This window comes from Flavobacterium endoglycinae, from assembly GCF_017352115.1.
GTDB lineage: Bacteria > Bacteroidota > Bacteroidia > Flavobacteriales > Flavobacteriaceae > Flavobacterium > Flavobacterium endoglycinae.
Genome location: NZ_CP071448.1, coordinates 608,372 through 623,333, shown reverse-complemented (window position 1 = coordinate 623,333; position 14,962 = coordinate 608,372). Strand labels below are relative to the sequence as shown.

Below are 14,962 nucleotides of genomic sequence, written 5' to 3'. Positions count from 1 at the left end.
ATCATGAAAATTAATTGGGGTACCGGAATTGTCATTGCATTTGCACTGTTTATGACATTTATTTTATATTTTGTTTTTGAAGTACAATCAAATTCTAAATACGATAATGAGTTGGTTGTAGAAGAATACTACAAACACGATACGCATTTTCAGGAAGAAATGGCCAGAATTCAAAATGCACACGATTTGCAACACAAACCATTAATTAAATATACAACTGACAATGGTTTGTCAATAACTTTTCCTGCAGGTTTTGAAAGTGACAAGATAAAAGGAAATGTTCAGTTATACAGACCTTCAAATAAAAAATTCGATTTTAATACCCAAATCGCACTAAACAATTCTTCATTAATTATTCCACAGAATAAATTGATTAAAGGCCGTTGGGATGTCAATATGGAATGGCAGTATGAAGGTAAAAGATATTTAACCAAAGAAGTTATTTACGTTAATTAAATAGATACAAAATGTTATTTTCAGCTTTATTTTTGGGTCTTATCAGTAGTCTTCACTGCGTAGGAATGTGCGGTCCAATTGCTATGATGCTTCCTGTAGATCATCAAAATGAGGCTAAAAAAATAACACAAATTCTCACCTATCATTTCGGCCGATTAACCGCTTATGGAGTAATTGGTTTAATTTTTGGATTATTGGGTCGTGGTTTCTTTCTGGCAGGAATGCAGCAAAAAATGTCTATAATTATCGGAATTGCGATGATTGTAATTGTTTTGATTCCAGAGAAAGTTTTTGCTCAATATAATTTTTCAAAACCCGTTTACAGAATTATCTCAAAAATAAAATTCCATTTAGGAAGCCAGTTTAAAAAGAAAAGTTATAAATCTCTTTTTACGATTGGCTTATTAAATGGTTTTCTGCCTTGTGGAATGGTTTATGCGGCTTTGTTTGGTGCAATTGCCATGCAGAGTGCTGGTCTTGGAGTAATGTATATGCTGCTTTATGGATTAGGAACGATTCCATTAATGACTACAGTAGTTTACGTAAAATCATTATTAAAGTTACCATTTCGAAACAAAATTCAAAAAGCAATTCCGTATGTTGCCGTGATAATTGGAATATTATTTATTCTAAGAGGTTTAGGTTTAGGAATTCCTTATTTATCTCCTTCTAATATGAGCTTGTTTGTTCAAGGAACTCCTAATTGTCATTAAACCGTCATTGAGAATAAATTCGTTTCAGGAGATTTTCTTTTGAGGTGTAAATCAAAAGCCATACAAATATTACGTACGAATGGTCGTCCTGCTTCTGTAATTTTAATCGAATTCTCTCCAATTATAATTAATTCATCGTTTTCTATTTCTTTTAAAGACAATAAAACCTCAGGAAGTTCTTCAAAATATCCTGTTTCATTATTCCAGGAAGTTTCAAGTTCGCAGGTAAGATTTAGAATATGTTTTCGGATAATAAGATCTTCTTCATCTAAAATATGACCTTTTACAACTGGCAATTGATTCCATTCTAGAATTTGATAATAATCTTCTAAATTTTTAGTGTTTTGAGCAAAACCATACCAGCTGTCACTTATAGAAGAAACCCCTAAACCAATCATAAGTTGTGTTTTAGAAGCACTATATCCCATAAAATTTCGATGCATTTTTTTGTTTTGAGAAGCATGAAATAAACTGTCAGTTTTTAAAGCAAAATGATCCATACCAATTTCATGGTAACCATTTGCAGAAAGCAGAATCTTTCCAGTTTCATAAAGCTGTCTTTTTTCAGCATCCTTAGGAAGATTTTCTTCGTTGAAACCTCGCTGTCCATTTCCTTTTATCCAAGGCACATGTGCATAACTATAAAATGCTAATCGGTCTGGTTTTACAGAATTTGTTTTTTCTACAGTATCGATTACATCTTCTATTGTTTGAAATGGAAGTCCAAATATAATATCGTGCCCTATTGAAGTATAGCCAATTTCTTTTGCCCAAAAAGTCACTTTGGCAACATTATGAAAAGGCTGAATACGATTAATCGCTTTTTGTACTTTTTCAGCATAATCCTGCACGCCAAAACTCACTCGACGAAAGCCTAATTCATATAATTTTTTAAGCTGTTCGTAAGTAGTGTTATTAGGATGACCTTCAAAACTGAATTCATGATTTTCGGCTTTATTTGCAAAACTGAAAATGCCGTTAATAAGATGTTCTAAATTATTACTTGAGAAAAAAGTTGGAGTTCCTCCGCCTAAATGGATTTCTTTAATGAGAGGACGTTCAGGAAGTAAGCTGCAGTATAAACTCCATTCTTTTAAAACGGCTTTGATGTATTTTTCTTCAACAGAATGATTTTTTGTAATTCGTTTATTGCATCCGCAAAAAGTGCACATACTTTCGCAAAAAGGGAGATGGATATATAAACTGATTCCGTTTTCTGAATTACTCTCCGAAAATGCTTTTTGAAATGATGATTTCCATTCTTCAACTGTAAAAGCGGCTTCATTCCAATAAGGGACTGTAGGATAACTGGTATATCTTGGCCCAGGTACATTGTACTTTTGGGTTAATGAAATTTTCATAAAGATGGATTTAGATTTCACCAAAATTACTATTCCAAAATGGGCTATAAAATGACAAATATCATATTAGTAAATAAAAAAAGAGACCCGAAAACGAGCCTCTTTTGCTGAATTAAATAACTAACACTATATAGAATCTTGTATGATTTTAAGCCATTTTTTCGCAAACATATGATCTTGATAAGCACTAATTTGTTTAATGCGGTCATCATCAAAATCATAGAATGGAATTGTTATTTTTTTAGATGTTTCTCTATCTTGAAACTCGTAATCAATCTTAATAATGGTATCTGAAGCACCTTCGGTTGTTAAAACCAATTTACAAGAAGAAACGATTTTTAAATCGACATAAGTTGATTCTTGTTGGTTTGGGTTGAAATTCATTAATATGAATTTTCTATTTTTTTGATCTATCGTAAGCGTTTTATTGCTTTGCGTTTCTGTTAGATCAAATTCTTGTGGATTATTGGGGTTAAATTTCTTTTTGATATTTAAGATTCTCGATTTGTTTGCAGCGCTCGATCGTGCTGAAAAATAAATTGGGATGGCTACTATGATTGCGATCACAATACCCATTATAGTTACAGTTGTATCCATTTTTTGATTTTTAATTTGGTAAAATAAACATGAAATTATAAGCGGTTTTCAGGTGGAAAACGGCTTAGTGCTATAAGAAGAATGAATTCTTCTCAATTAAAATTTCAAGGATTTATTTACCAGAAAAAATGGAAGGCGTAGAGCATCAATGAGATTTTTCGGCTCTGCGTAGTAAACTGTTTAGTAAAGTTAAAGCAAGATTTAACGGTTTCATGCTGCGGTACAACAACTAACAGTGAATCAAACCATTTGATAACTACAGGGTAGTCTGTTTTGATATTCGCAGCAAACTGATAACTGCCTTGCGGCTGAATAAAAGCCGAAGAATCTGCAATATCTTTACTGAAATTAGAATCGGTTTTTTGAATTTCAGTTATTTGTACAGGAGTATCGTTTGCTTGAACAGCAAAAAATGCGATAACCAGCAGAGATAAAAATAGTACAGTTTTACGAATCCAATTCATGGGGGCGAATTTAGTTCATAAAACACAATAAAAGAAATTTTAAAGTGCTAATTAGTTCTTAAAAATGCTTTTTTGTTTCATTCTCAGCTTAATTACTTAAGCTGAGAATAAAAAATATATTTTATTTATTGCTGCATTTTAAAATAATAATCGGCAGAATGTTTACCGCCTCCGTAAAATAAAAAGAAAATACAAAGAAGTAATACCAAAATGGCGACCATAAGACTTTCAGAGTGCATTTTTCCCATGAAATTTACGAGAACTGCCCCAAAAAGAATTGGAAGCTGTGCTGCAATTGCCCAGCGCGTAAGTAATCCAAAAACAATCATTATCCCTCCAATCATATGCGCGGGCGCAATATAATGCAAGAGAAACATACCGCCTCCAAATTGATCAATTGGAGAAATTAAATCATGTAGATATTGGATATTTGTTACAAATGAAATGCCTTTCATAAATAAAAAAACACCCAATATAATACGTACTAAATCTACTGGTAAATAAGTATGCGAGTTTGCCCACTTATTCAAGCTTTTAACATTTTCCATGATACTACGTGATTAAGAATTGTACATTAAAATTAGTAAATTTTAATGACATTATTAAAATAAGTGTCTGAAAATGAGATTTTTGATTTTTATTTAACGCATTCCGAGTTTTGAAAACGACTCAAACCTGAATTACGCCTAAATTAAATGGTTTTTCGATAGGAGCATGATTGGCAGCTTCGATTCCCATTGAGATCCAAGTGCGTGTGTCTAAAGGATCAATAATCGCGTCTGTCCATAATCTTGAAGCTGCATAATAAGGAGAAACCTGCTCGTCGTATTTCGCTTTAATTTTATTGAATAGTTCTGTTTCTTTAGCTTCGTCAATTATTTCTCCTTTTGCTTTAAGCGAAGAAGCTTCGATTTGTGCTAAAACTTTTGCCGCTTGTGTTCCGCCCATTACGGCAAGTTCTGCACTTGGCCATGCAAAAATTAATCTAGGGTCGTATGCTTTTCCGCACATCGCGTAATTTCCTGCGCCATACGAATTTCCTACAACAACCGTAAATTTTGGTACAACAGAATTACTTACTGCATTTACCATTTTTGCGCCATCTTTTATAATTCCGCCATGTTCTGATTTTGAGCCTACCATAAATCCGGTAACATCTTGCAAAAATACCAATGGAATTTTCTTTTGGTTACAGTTCGCAATAAATCGAGTCGCTTTATCGGCACTGTCAGAATAGATAACACCGCCAAATTGCATTTCGCCTTTTTTGGTTTTAACTACTTTTCGCTGATTTGCTACAATTCCCACAGCCCAGCCGTCAATTCTGGCATAACCAGTAATAATGGTTTGTCCGTAACCATCTTTGTAAGGTTCAAATTCTGAATTATCGACCAGACGCTTGATAATTTCCATCATGTCGTATTGTTCTGAACGCGATTTTGGCAGAATTCCGTATATATCATTAGGATTTAAAGCAGGTTTTTCAGCTTTAATTCGGCTGTAGCCAGCTTTATCAAAATCACCAATTTTATCAACTATATTTTTAATTTTATCCAAAGCATCTTTATCGTCTTTGGCTTTATAATCAGTAACTCCAGAGATTTCGCAGTGTGTTGTTGCTCCGCCTAAAGTTTCGTTGTCAATTGTTTCTCCAATTGCAGCTTTTACCAGATAACTTCCGGCAAGGAAAATACTTCCGGTTTTATCAACAATTAAAGCTTCGTCGCTCATAATAGGCAAGTAAGCACCTCCAGCAACACAACTTCCCATAACGGCCGCAATTTGCGTGATACCCATACTGCTCATTTGGGCATTGTTTCTAAAAATTCTTCCGAAGTGTTCTTTATCAGGAAAAATTTCATCCTGCATTGGCAGATAAACTCCTGCACTGTCAACCAGATAAATAATTGGTAATCTGTTTTCGATAGCAATTTCCTGCGCACGAAGATTTTTCTTTCCTGTAATTGGAAACCAAGCTCCAGCTTTCACAGTTGCATCATTAGCAACAACAATACATTGTTTTCCTTTAATGTAGCCAATTTTTATTACAACACCGCCAGATGGACATCCGCCATGTTCAGCGTACATTCCTTCGCCGGCAAAACCACCTATTTCAATACGATTTGAATCTTTGTCCAATAAATAATCGATACGCTCACGTGCCGTCATTTTGCCTTCTGAGTGTAATTTTTCGATTCTTTTTTCGCCTCCGCCTAATTTTACTTTGGCAAACTTTTGTTTTAATTCTGAAAGGAGTAATTTATTGTGATCTTCGTTTTTATTGAAGTTTAAATCCATGATATAATATTGATTTTACAAAATAGTGTTGGCTAATTTACAAAATCAATTGAAATAAACGAAGATGCTTTTGCGAAAACGAAAACCTTTTCTGTAGTTTTTAAAATCAAATAATTTTCTTTAATTTGTTTTTTATACTAATTAGTATTTTTTATGTCTAAAGCTGCAAATACCAGACTCACTATTCTTCATAAAGCATTCGAACTGATTTATACAAAAGGATATCAAACAACGAGCATTGACGAAATTATCGCTACAACCCAAGTAACGAAAGGGGCTTTTTATTACCATTTTAAAACCAAAGATGAAATGGGAGTTGCTATAATTGAAGAGATTTTGAAGCCTACAATGCAGGAACATTTTATAAAGCCAACAGAAAATTCGCGTAATCCAATTGAAGATTTTTACAATATGATTTCTTATTTACTGCTGGAAGATCCTTTTTTGCAAACGCAATATGGCTGCCCAGTGGGTAATTTGACGCAAGAAATGGCTCCATGGAATACTAAATTCAGTCGTGCTTTAACCGAATTGGTTAATTTATGGAAAGAGAAGATTATAAAAGCAATTGAAAAAGGGCAGGAGCAGGGATTAATTAGAAAAGATGTCGTAGGAGAACAGGTCGCATTTTTTATCCTTTCCGGTTATTGGGGAATTCGTAATTTTGGAAAACTTCATAATGATAAAAAAGTGTATTTGGTTTATTTACAAGAGTTTAAAAAGTATTTGAATGGACTGAAATAATTTTTTTCTTCAAAAACATACTAAGTAGTATGTTTTTAAATATATTTGCATTGTCTTTAATCAAAAAACGATGCATCAATCTATTTTAATCTGCCATTCATTTATGAGATGGCTCGTATTGTTGAGTTTATTATATTCAATTTACAGAGCTTACAAAGGATATTTTTTCCAACTTTCTTTTACCAAAACAGACAACCTCATCCGGCACTGGACAGCAACAATTGCCCATATTCAGCTTCTTTTTGGGATATTGGTTTATGTGCAGAGCCCTATTGTGAAATATTTCTGGAGAAATTTTAAAGATGGAATTCAGAATTTGGATATGGCTTTCTTTGGGCTTATTCACATTGTTTTAATGCTTGCTGCGGTCATTTTTATTACAATTGGTTCTGCTTTGGCAAAAAGAAAACTTTCTGACGGCCAGAAATTCAAAACCATGCTTATTTGGTTTACCATTGCTTTAATTATCATTTTCATTGCCATTCCGTGGCCATTTTCGCCTCTTGCAAACCGACCTTATATTAGATAAATCATGAAAAATTTACTGCAGACTACTACCGGACGTTTACGAATTATTGGGTTTCTAGAAGGAACTTCACTTTTGATATTGCTTTTTGTCGCAATGCCTATGAAATATATTTTTGAAATGCCATTTTTAACCAGACCAATTGGCACTATACATGGCGCTTTATTTTTGCTTTTTGTTTTTAATACCTTAAGTGTAGGTGTTGAACAAAATTGGAAGTTTAAAGATACAACTTGGAAAGTGCTCGTGGCTTGTATGATTCCTTTTGGTACTTTTTATATTGATTCTAAAATTTTAAGTAAAATCAACTCATAATCCTTTAAATTATGGTTTTGGTATTTAAAACAAATGTTGACAGTGTTGCGAAAGTAAAGAAAGCAGCTCCAAAACTTAATAAGATATTTCCAGATTCAAAGTGGAATTTTGATCTTGAAGACTGTGACAATATTTTACGATTTGAATGTAAAGATGATATTCTCGAAAAAGTAATTTTTTTAATGAAAGTAATTGGTTTTGAGTGCGAAGCTTTATAAGCAAAAAGCCAGAAGATTATCTTCTGGCTTTTTTATGATGACTATTTTACTTTAGAAAGTGAAACCGCATTAATACAATAACGTAAACCGCTAGGAGGAGGCCCGTCAGGGAAAACATGCCCTAAGTGTGCATCGCAGACATTACATACAACCTCAACACGAATCATTCCGTATGATTTATCAGCGTGATACCCAATAGCGTTTTCTTTGATAGGCTGCGTAAATGATGGCCATCCTGTACCGGATTCAAACTTTTCGCTTGCATCAAAAAGTACTGTTCCGCAGCATTTACATTCGTAAATACCAGGATCAAACAAGCTGCACATTTCTGAGCTGAATGATCTTTCGGTTCCTTTTAAACGTGTTACCTGATATTCTTCTGGAGTCAAGATTTGTTTCCATTCTTCCTCCGTTTTTTCCACTCTTTTATCTGGAGTTGGATTTCCTTTGTTTGTAAAATGAATTACATCTGCCCATTTGATCATAACTTTTTCTTTTTAGTTGAATGTTTCAAGTTTCAGGTTTCAAGTTACTGCGACTGCAAACTGCACTGAACACATTAATCTGAACACTGATTATTATTCTTCCTCTTTTTGTCCCATCATCATTAAATAGGCTTTAAGGAATGGGTCAATATTTCCGTTCATTACACCATCAACGTCGCTGGTTTCGTAACCTGTACGAACGTCTTTTACTAATTTATAAGGCTGCATTACGTAATTACGAATCTGCGAACCCCATTCAATTTTCATTTTTCCAGCTTCAATATCGGCACGTTGTGCTTGTTGTTTCTTCAGTTCGATTTCATACAACTGCGAACGAAGCATCTGCATAGCTCGCTGTCTGTTATCTTGCTGAGAACGTGTTTCCGAACACTGAATCTGGATTCCTGTTGGTTTGTGAACTAACTGAACTTTAGTTTCAACTTTATTTACGTTTTGTCCACCAGCACCGCTCGAACGAGAAGTTGTAATTTCGATATCGGCAGGATTAATGTCGATTTCGATACTATCATCTACAAGCGGATATACATAAACTGAAACGAACGAAGTATGACGTTTGGCATTACTATCAAAAGGCGAAATTCGAACCAAACGGTGAACTCCATTTTCTCCTTTTAAATAACCAAAAGAATAATCTCCTTCGAATTCTAAAGTTACGGTTTTTATTCCAGCAACATCACCTTCTTGAAAGTTAAGTTCTTTGATTTTATAACCATAACTTTCTCCCCACATCATATACATACGCATCAGCATTCCAGCCCAGTCACAGCTTTCAGTTCCTCCAGCTCCAGCTGTAATTTGTACAACAGCACTTAAACTATCGGCTTCATCAGAAAGCATATTTTTGAATTCGATGTTTTCTATATGAGTCTGTGTTGTGTCATATTGTTCATCTAGCTCGTCAACAGAAAGTTCCCCTTCTTTATAAAAATCATAAGCCAGCTGTAATTCTTCTGTAAGAGTAGCAGCTTTGTCATAATCTTCAATCCATTTTTTCTTATTTCGAAGATTTTTTACAATGTTTTCGGCTTCTTTAGGATTATTCCAAAAATCAGGAGCAAAAGTTTTTTCTTCTTCGTTTGCAATTTCGATTAGCTTGGCATCAACGTCAAAGATACCTCCTCAACGCACCAAGGCGCTCCACAATACCTTTTACTTGTTCGGCTGTTGTCATAAATTAATAACTTGTTTTTTAGATGTTTTTTGTTGGTATTATATATTAGTCTGTGTTAAAAGTCTAATAAGTAATTTCGTGCTACAAAAATAAGATTTAGTTTTTAGAATTCAGCAATAAATTACTGAGCAAAAAAGGATAGATCTCGTAGTATTGATTCTAGAGTATCTGCAATTGATTTGAAAAATAAGAAATCAATTTTTGAATTATTAATGATAGTTTTATATGTTTTTTACAAATATTACGTTAATTTGGTTGTGTAGTAATCTTAAGTTAAAATTTATTAAAACTTACGATTAATAACTAACAGTAATACGTAATTTTGCTGTCGAAAAATATATAGTTATATATGGAAATAAATTTAATTAGCGATACCATTACAAAGCCTACATATGAGATGCTTCAGTATATGTTCAACGCTCAGGTTGGCGACGATGTATACAAACAGGATCCTACGGTTATTGAACTAGAAACAAGAGTAGCCGAATTTTTTGGTATGGAAGCTGGACTTTTTTTTCCGTCTGGAACTATGGCAAATCAAACTGCCATTAAATTACATACGCAGCCAGGAGAGCAATTAATTGCCGATAAATATGCACATGTTTTTCATTACGAAGGTGGCGGCGTTTCCTTTAACAGCGGTGTTTCCTGCTGTCTTCTGGATGGAGACCGTGGAATGATTAACGCAGCTCAAGTCGCAGCAGCAATCAATGATCCTGAATTTTATCACAGTCCGTTAACCAGTTTAGTTTGTGTTGAAAATACAACTAACAAAGGTGGAGGAGCTTGCTACGAATTAGAAGATTTACGAGATATAAAAAGGGTTTGTGACGCTAATAATTTGAAATTTCATTTAGACGGTGCGAGAATCTGGAATGCTTTAGTGGCTAAAAGACAAAATCCGAAGGAATTCGGAGCTATTTTCGACACTATTTCAGTTTGTTTGTCTAAAGGATTAGGTGCTCCAATTGGTTCTGTTTTACTTGGAAGTAAAGCTGATATTCATAGGGCGTTGAGAATCAGAAAGATATTGGGAGGTGGAATGCGTCAAGTAGGTTATTTGGCTGCAGCGGGTTTGTATGCTTTGGCAAACAATATAGAAAGATTAGCCGAAGATCACCGCAGAGCTAAAGAAATCGGAGCGATTTTAAGTACGAAATCATGGGTGGCAAGTGTAGAACCTGTAGAAACCAATATTTTGATTTTTTCTTTGGCAGAAGGTTACAGCGATACGCTTTTAATCGAAAAATTAAAACAAAAAAATATTTTAATCAGCTCTTTAGGACGCAATAAACTTCGAATTGTAACGCATTTGGATTATAAAGAAGTCATGCATACATATGTGATGGAGACCTTTTCGAAAATTTGATTTTTACTAGATGCAAAGGTTCTGAGGTTCAGAGTTACAAAGGTTTAATATAAGCGTACAATAGTGCGCTTTTTTTATATAAAAAAGGTTCAAAGTTTTCATGTGTATGATAAACTTTGAACCTTTGCATCTTTGTTCTTTTGAGTCTTATTTAAAAAGATTATCCATTCCTGGGATAGTAGGCATGTCCATTCTTGCTACAGCATCAATTTCTCTTTCGTTTACACGAGTTGCTTTTTCGATAGCTTTATTTAGAGTTACAATCAAATAATCTTCTAATTGCTCTTTATCTTCAAATAAAGAATCATCGATTGAGATTGTTTTTATGTTTCTGCTTGCTGTAATTGTAATTTTCAATAATCCGTCAGCGCTTTCTTCATCGATTAAAACGGTATCTAAGCGTTTTTTTGTGTCTTCAATTTTTTGCTGGGTTTCTTTAAGTTTACCCATCATTCCCATTAAGTCCATTTTTATTGATTTTTTAAATTATTTCAGACAAAATTAGTATATTGCTGTGTTAATTCAATAGAATATTTTATGAAAAAAATAATTTTGTTCTATTGTGTTTGTACTATTTTTGCCTCTCCATGTTTAAAAATTAATGCTCAATCAATGCAAAAAAATATAACGGCTCCAAAGGCCCAAATCATACCTAAAACTTTAAAAAAACATAAGCAAACCCGTATAGATAACTACTTCTGGCTAAATGATAGAGAGAATTCAGAAGTAATTGATTATCTAAATAAAGAAAACGAATATTATCAGCAAATGACAGCTCATACAAAAGACCTGCAAGAGATTTTGTATGAAGAAATGAAAGGGAGAATTAAAGAAGATGATTCATCTGTTCCGTATTTTTACAACGGATATTATTATATCACACGTTTCGAAACCGGGCAGGATTATCCTATTTTTTCAAGAAAAAAAGGAAGTCTTTCGGCAGATGAAGAAATTTTATTTAACTGCAACGAACTGGCAAAAGGACATGCTTATTTTAAATTAGGCGGATTGAGTATTAGTCCTGATAATAAATTTGCAAGTTTTGGAGTCGATATCGTGGGAAGAAGAATTTATACCATTCAAGTGAAAAATCTTCAGACAGGTGAAATTCTAGCAGACAAAATCGAAAATGCAACTGGAGGATCTGTCTGGGCAAACGATAACAACACTTTGTTTTACACCAGACAAGATGAGGTTACTTTAAGAGCCGATAAAATTTTTAGACATAAATTAAATACAGATTCCAAAAACGATGTATTGGTTTATCATGAAACCGATGATACATTTAATGTTTCTGTAAACAAAGAAAAATCAAAAAAATATATTGTAATTAGTTCAGGAAGCACATTGACGACTGAATACAGAATTTTAAATTCAGATAATCCAGATGGAGAATTTGAAGTTTTTCAACCTCGCGTGCGCGGATTAGAATACAGTATTTCGCATTATGAAGATTCGTTTTACATCTTAACCAATAAAGATAAAGCGACGAACTTTAAGCTGATGAAAACGCCGGAAAACAAAACAGGAAAGAAAAACTGGGTAGATGTTATTCCGCATAGAGAAGATGTTTTGCTGGAAGATATTGAAATATTCAAAAACTTTTTAGTGGTTGAAGAGCGCTCAAACGGTTTAAATCATATCCGGATAATGCCTTGGAATGACGAACCAGATTATTACCTGCCATTTGGAAGCGAAACCTACAATGCTTACACAACTACTAATATCGATTTTGATACTGATATTCTGCGTTACAGCTACCAATCGCTTGCAACGCCGTCATCTGTAATTGATTTCAATATGAAAACTAAAACCAAAGAAATTCTAAAAGAACAACAGGTATTAGGAGGAAAATTTGATAAAGAAAATTATGTTGAAGAACGTGTTTGGGCAACAGCCAGAGATGGTGTAAAAGTGCCCATTTCGATGATTTACAGAAAAGGTCTTCAGAAAAACGGAAAAAATCCTTTGTTGCTGTATGCTTACGGCTCTTACGGTATTACGATGGATACTTATTTTTCTTCAACAAGACTTTCTTTGTTAGACCGTGGATTTGTTTACGCAATTGCGCATATTAGAGGAGGAGAGGATTTAGGAAGACAATGGTATGAAGATGGAAAACTGTTAAAAAAGAAAAATACCTTTACAGATTTCATCGATTGCTCTAAATTTGTAATAGACGAGAAATATACTTCTGCTGAACATCTTTATGCCGAGGGTGGATCTGCAGGAGGATTACTGATGGGAGTTATTATAAATGAAGCTCCAGAATTGTACAATGGTGTTATTGCTCAAGTACCTTTTGTAGACGTTATTACCACAATGCTGGATGACAGTATTCCGCTTACAACTGGAGAATATGATGAATGGGGAAACCCAAATAATAAAAAATATTACGATTACATGTTGTCGTATTCGCCTTACGATAATGTAAAAGCACAAAAATATCCTAATATGTATGTATCTACCGGATTACACGATTCTCAGGTACAGTATTGGGAACCAGCTAAATGGGTGGCGAAATTGAGAGAATTAAAAACAGATAACAATCTTCTGTTTTTAGATACTAATATGGATGCCGGACATGGCGGGGCTTCAGGGCGATTTGAAGCTTTAAAAGACTTAGCAAAAGAATTTAGTTTTTTATTAGATTTAGAAAAAATTAAAAGCTAATTAGATTTTTTTTGTTAAATTTGCAACCTATCAAGGTTAATTTAAAAATGCCTTTGATTAACTATTTTTTTATGAAAGAAGAAATAAACGCTTATAACAATGTTTTAGAGTTAATAGGTAATACCCCACTTATTAAACTAAATAAAATCACCGAAGAGTTAGAAGGAAATTTCTACGCAAAGGTAGAAGCTTTTAACCCAGGTCATTCTTCAAAAGATAGAATAGCGTTATATATAATTGAAGAAGCCGAAAGAAAAGGAATACTTTCTCCAGGCGATACTATTATTGAGACTACATCAGGAAATACAGGTTTTAGTCTTGCAATGGTAAGCATAATAAAAGGATATAACTGTATTTTAGCAGTAAGTTCAAAATCATCCAAAGATAAAATTGACATGTTGAGAAGTTTAGGCGCTAAAGTATATGTCTGTCCGGCTCACGTTTCTGCAGATGATGAAAGATCATACTATAATGTAGCCAAACGCCTTCACGAAGAAACAAAAGGTTCAGTTTACATTAATCAATATTTCAACCAATTAAATATTGATGCTCACTACAACACTACAGGTCCTGAAATCTGGGAGCAGACAAAAGGAAAAATCACACACTTAATTGCCTGCAGCGGAACAGGAGGAACTATCTCTGGAACCGCAAAATTCTTAAAAGAACAAAATCCAAATATTAGAATCTTAGGAGTTGATGCTTTTGGATCAGTATTGAAAAAATACCACGAAACAAAAGAATTCGATAGCAAAGAAATTTACCCATACCGTATTGAAGGTTTAGGGAAAAACTTAATTCCTTCAGCAACAGATTTTGATATCATTGATAAATTCATGAAAGTAACCGATGAGGAAAGTGCTCATTCAGCAAGAGAAATCACTAGAAAAGAAGGACTTTTTGTTGGATACACGTCAGGAGCAGTAATGCAGGCGATTAAACAATATGCGGAGGAAGGTGAGTTTACAAAAGACAGTAATATTATAGCTATTTTCCCAGATCATGGATCACGTTACATGAGTAAAGTATTTAGTGATGACTGGATGAATGAACAAGGTTTCTTTGATAGTGTTAATGAAGAAGAAACTCAAAAAATTGAATTTGTAAAGTAATATAAGTTACTTCCTAAATATTTGAAACTCCATTCCATTTGCGAATGGAGTTTTTTTTATGCTTTTATAATTCAATTAGAAGCAAAAATGATTACTCAAGTGATTTTAACGAGTTTTTGAGCTAATTGTCGGTTATACTTTTCAGAAACGATATAATATAATAGATTAGTGGAAGTAAATTGATACACTGCTTCTAGAATAAGCTAAAAATGTAAGCTTGTAAAGAACGAAAGTTATAAAAACAATTCCATGATTATAAATGATCTTCCAAAAACTTATTTACTGAAAATAACAAAACGCCATCTTAAAAATCACTTCCAAATACGGTTCTGATATGTTATTTAATGTTAGCTTTTATATGCCATTACAGTAATTAAATATTTTTGGAATAGTTGAAAAGCCTTCTGAATTTTTAGAAGGCTTTTTTTCGAATTCAATT

At 33.5% G+C, this 14,962-nt stretch carries 17 protein-coding genes; 9 read left to right on the top strand and 8 right to left on the bottom strand.

The annotated features are described in order from the left end of the window. Positions 1 to 3: 3 nt before the first annotated feature. Entirely contained in the window at positions 4 to 456 is a 453-nt protein-coding gene (locus J0383_RS02685) for a FixH family protein (protein ID WP_207296910.1), read from the top strand. Between the two features lie 11 nt (positions 457 to 467). Beyond that, entirely contained in the window at positions 468 to 1,169 is a 702-nt protein-coding gene (locus J0383_RS02680) for a sulfite exporter TauE/SafE family protein (RefSeq protein ID WP_207296909.1), read from the top strand. Here the strand turns inward: J0383_RS02680 and hemN are convergent. The 5 genes from hemN to J0383_RS02655 form a co-directional block, all read right to left on the bottom strand. Further along, on the bottom strand, positions 1,166 to 2,530 hold the full coding sequence (hemN, locus tag J0383_RS02675; protein ID WP_207296908.1) for an oxygen-independent coproporphyrinogen III oxidase: 1,365 nt from the start codon (positions 2,528 to 2,530) through the stop codon (positions 1,166 to 1,168). The genes J0383_RS02680 and hemN overlap by 4 nt on opposite strands. Before the next feature lie 126 nt (positions 2,531 to 2,656). After that, positions 2,657 to 3,127, bottom strand: a complete 471-nt coding sequence (locus J0383_RS02670) for a hypothetical protein (protein WP_207296907.1) — start codon at positions 3,125 to 3,127, stop codon at positions 2,657 to 2,659. 116 nt (positions 3,128 to 3,243) lie between these two features. Next, complete coding sequence (locus J0383_RS02665) at positions 3,244 to 3,591, bottom strand: hypothetical protein (protein ID WP_207296906.1); 348 nt, start codon at positions 3,589 to 3,591, stop codon at positions 3,244 to 3,246. Between the two features lie 125 nt (positions 3,592 to 3,716). After that, positions 3,717 to 4,139, bottom strand: a complete 423-nt coding sequence (locus J0383_RS02660) for a DoxX family protein (RefSeq protein ID WP_207296905.1) — start codon at positions 4,137 to 4,139, stop codon at positions 3,717 to 3,719. A 121-nt stretch (positions 4,140 to 4,260) separates the two neighbouring features. Beyond that, positions 4,261 to 5,889 carry an acyl-CoA carboxylase subunit beta gene (locus J0383_RS02655; RefSeq protein ID WP_207296904.1) on the bottom strand — a complete coding sequence of 543 codons (1,629 nt, stop codon included), beginning with the start codon at positions 5,887 to 5,889 and terminating at the stop codon, positions 4,261 to 4,263. A gap of 153 nt (positions 5,890 to 6,042) precedes the next feature. On the opposite strand from J0383_RS02655, the gene J0383_RS02650 reads away from it, so the two are divergent. The 4 genes from J0383_RS02650 to J0383_RS02635 all read left to right on the top strand — a co-directional run bounded on the left by J0383_RS02650 (position 6,043) and on the right by J0383_RS02635 (position 7,692). Further along, positions 6,043 to 6,633 (top strand): TetR/AcrR family transcriptional regulator, encoded by a 591-nt coding sequence (locus J0383_RS02650; RefSeq protein ID WP_207296903.1) that lies wholly within the window; start codon positions 6,043 to 6,045, stop codon positions 6,631 to 6,633. A gap of 70 nt (positions 6,634 to 6,703) precedes the next feature. After that, complete coding sequence (locus J0383_RS02645) at positions 6,704 to 7,162, top strand: hypothetical protein (RefSeq protein ID WP_207296902.1); 459 nt, start codon at positions 6,704 to 6,706, stop codon at positions 7,160 to 7,162. 3 nt (positions 7,163 to 7,165) lie between these two features. Continuing rightward, a complete protein-coding gene (locus J0383_RS02640) occupies positions 7,166 to 7,474 on the top strand; it encodes a DUF3817 domain-containing protein (protein WP_207296901.1) in 309 nt (102 codons plus the stop codon). 11 nt (positions 7,475 to 7,485) lie between these two features. Further along, entirely contained in the window at positions 7,486 to 7,692 is a 207-nt protein-coding gene (locus tag J0383_RS02635) for a hypothetical protein (RefSeq protein WP_207296900.1), read from the top strand. 41 nt (positions 7,693 to 7,733) lie between these two features. On the opposite strand, the gene msrB is transcribed toward J0383_RS02635, so the two are convergent. Continuing rightward, entirely contained in the window at positions 7,734 to 8,177 is a 444-nt protein-coding gene (gene msrB, locus J0383_RS02630; RefSeq protein ID WP_207296899.1) for a peptide-methionine (R)-S-oxide reductase MsrB, read from the bottom strand. A 93-nt stretch (positions 8,178 to 8,270) separates the two neighbouring features. Then, positions 8,271 to 9,369 (bottom strand): peptide chain release factor 2 gene (gene prfB, locus J0383_RS02625; protein ID WP_207296898.1). Its coding sequence is split into 2 segments (ribosomal slippage): positions 8,271 to 9,305 and positions 9,307 to 9,369, totalling 1,098 coding nucleotides; the frame shifts between segments, so codons are not numbered across the junction. A gap of 349 nt (positions 9,370 to 9,718) precedes the next feature. Here prfB and J0383_RS02620 point away from each other — a divergent pair. Further along, positions 9,719 to 10,738 (top strand): threonine aldolase family protein, encoded by a 1,020-nt coding sequence (locus J0383_RS02620; RefSeq protein WP_207296897.1) that lies wholly within the window; start codon positions 9,719 to 9,721, stop codon positions 10,736 to 10,738. Positions 10,739 to 10,885: 147 nt separating this feature from the next. Here the strand turns inward: J0383_RS02620 and J0383_RS02615 are convergent, their stop codons facing one another. Further along, the gene (locus J0383_RS02615; protein ID WP_207296896.1) at positions 10,886 to 11,206 is read right to left on the bottom strand and encodes a YbaB/EbfC family nucleoid-associated protein; all 321 of its coding nucleotides are present in this window, start codon (positions 11,204 to 11,206) and stop codon (positions 10,886 to 10,888) included. Positions 11,207 to 11,275: 69 nt separating this feature from the next. Between J0383_RS02615 and J0383_RS02610 the strand changes: the two genes are divergently transcribed. Together J0383_RS02610 and J0383_RS02605 are read left to right on the top strand one after the other, a co-directional pair. Beyond that, complete coding sequence (locus tag J0383_RS02610; RefSeq protein WP_207296895.1) at positions 11,276 to 13,411, top strand: S9 family peptidase; 2,136 nt, start codon at positions 11,276 to 11,278, stop codon at positions 13,409 to 13,411. Between the two features lie 71 nt (positions 13,412 to 13,482). Next, complete coding sequence (locus J0383_RS02605) at positions 13,483 to 14,523, top strand: PLP-dependent cysteine synthase family protein (protein ID WP_207296894.1); 1,041 nt, start codon at positions 13,483 to 13,485, stop codon at positions 14,521 to 14,523. Positions 14,524 to 14,962: the final 439 nt, after the last annotated feature.